The 7,223-nt window shown below is 74.3% G+C and carries 2 protein-coding genes and 3 pseudogenes; 3 read left to right on the forward strand and 2 right to left on the reverse strand.

From position 1 onward, the window contains the following. Together UG55_RS25955 and mptB are read right to left on the reverse strand one after the other, a co-directional pair. Positions 1–865: Glu/Leu/Phe/Val dehydrogenase (locus UG55_RS25955; protein ID WP_066074415.1), on the reverse strand; the 865-nt coding region annotated here is incomplete at its 3' end. A gap of 1,449 nt (positions 866–2,314) precedes the next feature. Continuing rightward, entirely contained in the window at positions 2,315–4,057 is a 1,743-nt protein-coding gene (gene mptB / locus UG55_RS25960; protein WP_242425129.1) for a polyprenol phosphomannose-dependent alpha 1,6 mannosyltransferase MptB, read from the reverse strand. Positions 4,058–4,113: 56 nt separating this feature from the next. Here mptB and UG55_RS44105 point away from each other — a divergent pair. The 3 pseudogenes from UG55_RS44105 to UG55_RS44115 form a co-directional block, all read left to right on the forward strand. Then, positions 4,114–5,007 (forward strand): annotated as a pseudogene (locus UG55_RS44105) (hypothetical protein); the annotation flags it as partial. Between the two features lie 185 nt (positions 5,008–5,192). Further along, positions 5,193–5,396 (forward strand): annotated as a pseudogene (locus UG55_RS44110) (hypothetical protein); the annotation flags it as partial. A 1-nt stretch (position 5,397) separates the two neighbouring features. Further along, a pseudogene (locus UG55_RS44115) lies at positions 5,398–5,853 on the forward strand (hypothetical protein); the annotation flags it as partial. Between the last annotated feature and the right edge of the window lie 1,370 nt (positions 5,854–7,223).

Here is a 7,223-nt window from a genome sequence, read left to right on the forward strand (position 1 = left end):
CCTCGAGCTCGAGCAGCTCGGCGTTGGTGATCGTGTCCGTGCCCGGGTAGCCGACCACGGTGTCCCCGCCGCGGGCGACGTGCCGGATGAGCGCGGTCGGGTTGAGCCCCGCGCCGTTGTGGACACCGCCCTTGACGTCGGACACCGCCACCAGTCGGCAGCCGGCGTCATGCAGGTACTGGGCGGCGAGTGCACCGACCTTGCCGAACCCCTGCACGGCGACCGTGGTCTCCCGGGGGTCCTTGTCGAGTTCGCGCAGCGCCGCGAAGGCGGCGAGCTGGACCCCGCGGCTGGTGGCACCCGCCCGCCCGGCCGACCCGCCGATCGACAGCGGCTTGCCGGTGACCACGCCGGCGGCGGTGTGGCCGGTGTGGGTGGAGTACGTGTCCATGATCCAGGCCATGGTCTGCTCGTCGGTGCCGACGTCCGGGGCGGGGATGTCCTTGTCCGGGCCGATCAGCGGGACGAGCTCGGCCGCGTAGCGGCGGGTCATCCGCTCGCGTTCCTGCCGGGAGAGCAGGCCCGGCTCGACGGCGATGCCGCCCTTCGCGCCGCCGTAGGGGATGCCCATCAGCGCGCACTTCCACGTCATCCACATGGCCAGCGCCTTGACCTCGTCGAGGTCGCAGGCCGGGTGGTAGCGCAGGCCGCCCTTGGCGGGCCCGCGGGCCAGGTTGTGCTGGACCCGGTAGCCGGACAGGACGAGGAGCTGGCCGTCGTCCCGCAGCAGCGGCACGGAGACGGAGATGGATCTGCGCGGAGTGCGCAGCAGGTCGTGCATTCCATCGTCCAGGTCCAGATGTCGCGCTGCGTCGGCGAGCTGTACGCACGCCGTGTCCCAGGCGGAGCCGGTCCCGAGGATCACAGAGCACCTCCGCGGCGCGTCGGGCCACCTGCCACGCGCGGAGCGCGCCGTCGGGCTCCGCACCCCAGAGCACCGGCGTGCCGTGGGGCTGTGACTCTAGGTAGCGAAGCGTACTCGCTTGGCAACGACTTTCCCGCGCCGGTACCGCCCGCGCCACCGCGGCCGGTACTTTCCGACAGATGCGACGCGCCTGGGAGACCGCACGGGGCCGCCCGGTGCTCGTCGGGTGGGTCCTCAGCCGCGCGCTGCTGCTCCTGCTGGCGCTGGCCGGGCAGGTGTTCGGCGCGCAGCAGAGCGTTCTCGGTGACGTGGACCTCTACCGGGACTGGGGGCACTCACTCGTCCACGACCGGGAGATCCCCGGGGGCGAGAAGTGGCAGTACCCGCCGGGCGCGGCGGTCACGCTGGCGCTGCCGGCGGTGCCCCGGGAGTACCTGGGCGTGCCCTACGAGGTCTCGTTCTACCTGATGGTGCTCGCGGTCGACGCCGCGGTGACCTGGGCGCTGGCCCGCCGCTCGCGGCCGGCGGCGGGCTACTGGCTGCTCGCCACGCTCGCGCTCGGCCCGGTCACCGTGGCCCGGTTCGACCTGCTGCCCGCGGCGGCGGCCCTCGCCGCCCTGCTCGCGCTGGGCGGCGCCGCGGCCGGCGGCCCGTCCGGCGCTCCAGCCGGTGGCCGGTTCGGTCGCTTCGGTGGCTGGGTGGCGCTCGGCGCGGCGGTGAAGGTGTGGCCCGGTCTGTTGCTCGTCACGCTCGGCCGGAACGGCCTGGGGGGCCGCGGGGGCTCCGCCCGGTGGGCGGTCCTGGCGCGGGGTGGGCGTGTGCTGGGCGGCGCGGTGGCGGTGGTGGCGCTCCTGGCCGGGGTGCTCGCGGCCGCCGGCTGGTGGCGGGGGGCGCTGGGGTTCCTCGACGCGCAACGTGCCCGCGGCCTGCAGATCGAGGCGGTGCCGGCGACGCCCTTCGTGGTCGCCCGGATGTTCGGTGTCGGTGACCCGCCCGTGTATTCCTACGGGTCGCTCCAATTCGACGGGGCGCTCGCCCGGCAGGTGGCGGCGGCCTGCTCACTGGTCGAGATCGTCCTGATCGCGGCGGCGGTGCTGTGGTGGTGGGTGGTGCGGCCGCCGGCGGCGGGGGAGGCCGGGGGCGTCGAGGTCCGGGGCCTGCTGACGGTGCTCACCATCGTGATCACCTCGCGGGTGCTGAGCCCGCAGTACCTGCTCTGGTTGCTCGTCCTGGTCGCCGCCTGGATCGCCCGCGACGAGCGGGCTTCCGGACGGACGGGCCAGTCGGCCTGGTCGGCCTGGTCGGGCTGGGTGCGGTGGGCGGATCCGGCGCTGCTGTTCGCCGTCGCCGCCGTGTTGACGCAGGTCGTCTATCCGTGGCGGTACAACGACGTCGTCCAGGGCCGGGTGGTGGGCGGCGCGTTGCTCGTCGCGCGCAACGCGCTGCTGGTCATCGCCGCGTGGTATATGGCACGATCCGCCGCCGGTGGGTCACCTGCCGTTGGAGCAGCCCAGCCGCTGTCAGCAGCGCCACCAGGCCCAGCGCCACCGCCACCGCGGCGCCGGCCGGGCCGGCTCGTCCGAGCAGCCGCCAGGTTGCGGCGAGGGGGGACAACGTCGCGGCGCACAGCCACACCGACGTGACCGCGACCAGCCCGACGACCGCCCGGGTGCGCCGCGGCGGAGCCTGTCGTCCCAGTGCGACGATCACGGCGAGAAACGGCACGCTCAACGCGAGATACCACGGATAGACCACAGGCGACCCCAGCGCCACAGCCATCCCACCGAAGCCCAGGACGGCCAGGTCATCGCGGTGCCCGCCGGTCTCCGGCCGGGACCAGGAGCGCAGCGTGAGCCAGGCGATGGTCACGCCGGCCGCGGCCAGCGCGAGCGCCCGGGTGACGTTGAGCAGCGTGCCGTCGGCGACGTCCAGACCGACCAGCCGTGCCAGCGCGGAGAGAACGGTCGCGAGGATTGAGGCCGGAGCGACCCCCGTCTCGAGCTTGCCCGAGGTGGCGAGAGCGCCGATCCAGGTGGGACCGTAACCGCCCGCGGCCATCGCGGCCGCCAGCGCACCCGCGCCCGCGAGGAGGTCGGCGCCCAGGGTCCCGGCGGTGGTGGCCACCGCCGCGCCGCGCCGCCCGGCCGCGCGGCCGCCTCCCACCGCGGAACCGGCTCCGGCTCCGGCGGCTCCGGCGTTCCAGGAGTCCCGGACATGGACGAACAGCAGCCAGCCCAGGCCGAGGAAGGCCGTTGCCTTGACGCTGCCGGCCAGGCAGGCCAGCGCCACGGCGGCGGTGCCGAGCGCGCGGTCGCGGGTCGCGTCCCGGCGCGGGCCGGCGGCGCCCGGGCGCCGGCGCATCCGGTCGACCACGAGCGCGCCGACCAGCAGGGCGGCGGCAAGTGCGTCCAGGTGGGCGCCGCCGACCAGGTGAATGATCACGAATGGGTTGGCCGCGAGCAGGGCGAGCACGATCGGCGCCCCGATGGCCCCGGTTGCGGCGGTGGCCCCGGCGGCGGCGCCGGCCGGCCCGCGCACCAGCCGTAGCGCCAGCAGGACGAGTGCGACGGTGGAGATCACAGCGACGATCCGCAGCACGACCGTGGCCTCGGCCGGGCCGGTTCCCAGTGCGTCGCCGAGCGCCGCGGCCAACCGTTCGACACCGACCGCGAGCCCCCCGTAGGGAGCGTGGGTCTCGCGCCATCGTGGGTCCACGGCGGCCACGAAGATCTCGCCGGCGGCGTCCCGTGAGGCCAGGGCGCCGATGCCGTGCGTCGCCGGGTCCAGCCCGTGCCGGGCGAGTTCACCCTGGGCCGAGTAGGCGTAGACATCCCGGCTGAACAGTGGTGGGCCCACCGCGAACGGGGTGGCCCACGCGAGGGCGGCGAGGGCCGCCACCCGCGTCGAAAGCGTGTGGCGAAGCGCGCTCGCCAGCAGAAGCAGCCAGGTCAGGCACAGGGCGATGACGGCGAGCGCGGCTGTGGCCGCAAGCACTCCCCTGGCCGTGTCCGTCGGCGGTGTGGATGGGAGAATCCCCCACCAGGACGACGGGTCGCTCGCCTGCGGATCCCTGGGTCCGAGCCGAGCCTCGCCGAGCATGGCGAGGCTGGCGGCGATCGTGCCGGCCAGGATCAGCCAGCGCCCGGTGAAGATGTCGACGCGGCCGCGGTGCTCGGGTTGGGATGGTTCCACGCCCTGGGCGGTCAGGGCACCGGATGGACCGGCTGCGGAAGGCGGGGAGGTGGCGGGTGGGTCTGCTCGCGACGCCTGACCCTCCGCTCGGAACCACCACCGGCGAAGCCCCGACCGCGTCCGAGGAGATGCTCCGACCAGGCGGGACGGGCCGTCGCCGCGACTCACTCCCGCAGACCTCCTGCCTCGCCGTGGGACCTCGCCGCCGCAGCCGGCTGGTCGAGGCGGCCGCCGCCCTGGGCACCGCGGTCGTGCGCCGGCCCTGGCTGCTAACCGCCGTGCTCTGCCTGATCTCGGTGTGCCTCGACGTGACCGGCCCGGACACCCCTGCCCAGGAGTATCGGGTCTGGCTGTTCGAGCACGGCGGGGCGGTGCTGTGGGACGACGGTTGGTACGGCGGCCACACCATACCCGGCTACAGCGTGCTCTTTCCCCCACTGGGCGCCCTGCTGGGCGTCCAGACCGTGGGTGCGCTCGCCTGCGTCGCGTCGACCGTCATCGTGACGAGGCTGCTGCGTGGGCCGGGGGCCCGCCACGGGAACGATCTAGCGCTGGTGTGGTTCGCGGTCGCGACCGTGGCCAACCTGGTGGTGGGCCGGATGCCGTTCGCGCTCGGCATGGCGTTCGGCGCCCTCGCGCTGGTCGGCGCGCGGGAGCGCCGGGTGTGGCTGGTGTGGGTGGGAGCGGTGCTGTCGTCGCTGGCGTCGCCGCTCGCCGCCGGGTTCGTCCTCATGGTCGGGGTGGCGCTGCTCGGGTCGCTGCCGCGCCGGGTGCTCGCCGGTTTCCTGGGGGCGGGCGCCGGGATCATCGTCGCCCTGGCCTTCCCGGAGGAGGGCTACCAGCCCTTCCCCGCCATCACCTTCTTCTCCCTGCTGGCGCTGATCGGGGGCGGGCTGCTGCTCGTGCCGCGGGAGCAGCGGGCGGTGCGCCGCGGCCTGCTGCTGTGGGCGNNGGCGNCGGTCGTCTTCTTCTTCGTGCCGACCCAGGTCGGTGGCAACATCACCCGCCCGGCGACGATGCTCGCGGGGCCGGCCGCCGCGGTGTTCCTGATCCGGCGGCCGCGGGTGCTCGCGGTGGTGTCGATCCCGCTGATCGCCTGGCAGATCGGGCCCATCCACGGTGCCCNGGTCNCCCNCGGCGACCCGTCCGCTTCGCCCGACTACTACACGGAGCTGCTGGACTACCTGGACAACGAGGGGCCCGTCCCGGCCGGGCGGATCGAGATCCCGTTCACCCGGTCACACTGGGAGGCCCGTTACGTCCCGCCGCGGGTGCCGATGACGCGAGGCTGGCTGCGTCAGCTGGACAGCAAGTACAACGCCCTGTTCTACGACGGGACNCTGACCGCGGAGACCTACCACGAGTGGCTGCTGGCCCGGGGCGTCACCTATGTCGCGCTGCCGGACGTCGATCTGGACCCCTCCGCCGTCGCCGAGGCCGAGCTGCTGCGCTCCGGCCTGAGCTACCTGGAGCTGGCCTGGCAGAACGAGGACTGGAAGGTCTGGCTGGTCCGGGACTCCTCCGGCCTCGTGCGGGGCCCGGCGACCCTGACCGAACTCGGTGTCAGCTCGGTTGCCGTGTCCTTCGCGAATCCCGGGGTCGCAACCGTGCTGGTGCACTACACTCCGTACTGGCAACTTACCGAGGGTGATGCCTGCGTATTCCGGGCTGCCGGCGGCTGGACCGGCATCCTCACCCAGTCCAGCGGCGCGGTCCGCCTCTCGGCGCGGCTGTCGGTGGATGGCCTGACCCGGGCGAGCGCCCTGGACTGCCCGGCCGACCAGCGCCTCCACTGACCGCCGACCACTGACCGCCGACCACTGACCGCCGACCGCCGGCGGAATCCAGGTCCGGGGCTAGACCTCCGGCGGCCGGGGGGTCATGCGCACGATGCCCAGATCGGCGGCGGCCAGCACGGCGGGCATGTTGAGGACGACCTCGCGGCTGCGATCCCGGTCGGCGGNGGAGAGGCTTTCCCAGTCGACCAGCGACGGGTGGCGCACCCCGCGGCTCTCCCGCTCGCGCCACCACCGCAGATGCTCCTCGGGGGCCAGCTGCTCCACCTCGTCCTCGGTGAAGACGAACTCCGGGTCATGCTCGCCCAGCGGCACCAGCATCCAGTTCCGCCGGCGCAGGACGTCGCTGTACCCGATCGCCTGCGCCCGGTTCGAGGCCTGTAGGTCCTGGTCCAGCTCGTCCCAGGGGAGCAGGCTGCGCCGCGAGCCCATCGCCGCGCCGCGGGCCAGCTCCTTGGCCAGGTACTTGTCGTGGATGATCCGCGCGAAGCGCTCGATGAGGTCGTTCGCGCCGGGGTCTAGCGGCAGCGCCTGGTCGTTCACCGCGAAGAACCGCAGCCCGCCCCGGACGTTGTCCAGCAGCCCACTGCCGCCGCCCGGCGGCTCGCCGTCCTGATCCCCGGGTGGGTTGCGCGGTCCGAAGACGTCCTCGAAGCTGCGCTGGCGGCCCGTGCGCACGACGATCCGGGTGCGCCGCGCACCGAGACTGCCGGCGCCGATCGCGCGGAGCACCTCCAGCCAGCGCAGCAGTGCCTCCTCCTCGTCCCGGTGACAGACGTAGACGAACTCGGGTGGCGTGGGCGGACCGCCCGGTGGCTGACCGACCAGGAGGAACTGGGCCGGCAGCTGGCCGGAGGTGCTGTCATGCGCCAGCAACTCGACCCGCGCGAGCGCCGGCTCCCGGGACCGCATGGCCGCGGCCTGCGCGGACGCGTCCCGCCCGGACACCACGATGGGCAGCAGCGGGCCGTCGGCCGGGCTGCTGTCACGCCACCGCCGGGCGAGCTCCATCACGACGGCCTGGCCGAGGCCGGACATGCCGAGGACCACCAGGTGCGGCGGCCGGGNCGCCGGGTCGTGGGGCGGGTTCGGCCTGGACCACGCGGGGGCGTTGCGGTTGAGCATCGCGTGCGCGCCGAGCACCTCCACGGCGAAGAAGTCGAGCCGGAACCCGGGGTCGTTCTCCAGCCCGATCCGCCGGGCCCGCAGATGCGGCAGCAGCGAGAGGTCACCGACCTGGGCGAGGCAGCGCAGCGGATTGTCCACCCGGGCGTCGGTGGCCCGGCGGTACCGGCTGCGCGCGTTCCGCAGCACCCCGCGGGCGGTGAGGGTGACCGCCAGATTGGACGCGGGGTCACCCAGGCAGCTGT

Origin of the sequence: Frankia sp. EI5c (assembly GCF_001636565.1) — a bacterium.
Classification (GTDB): Bacteria; Actinomycetota; Actinomycetes; order Frankiales; family Frankiaceae; genus Parafrankia.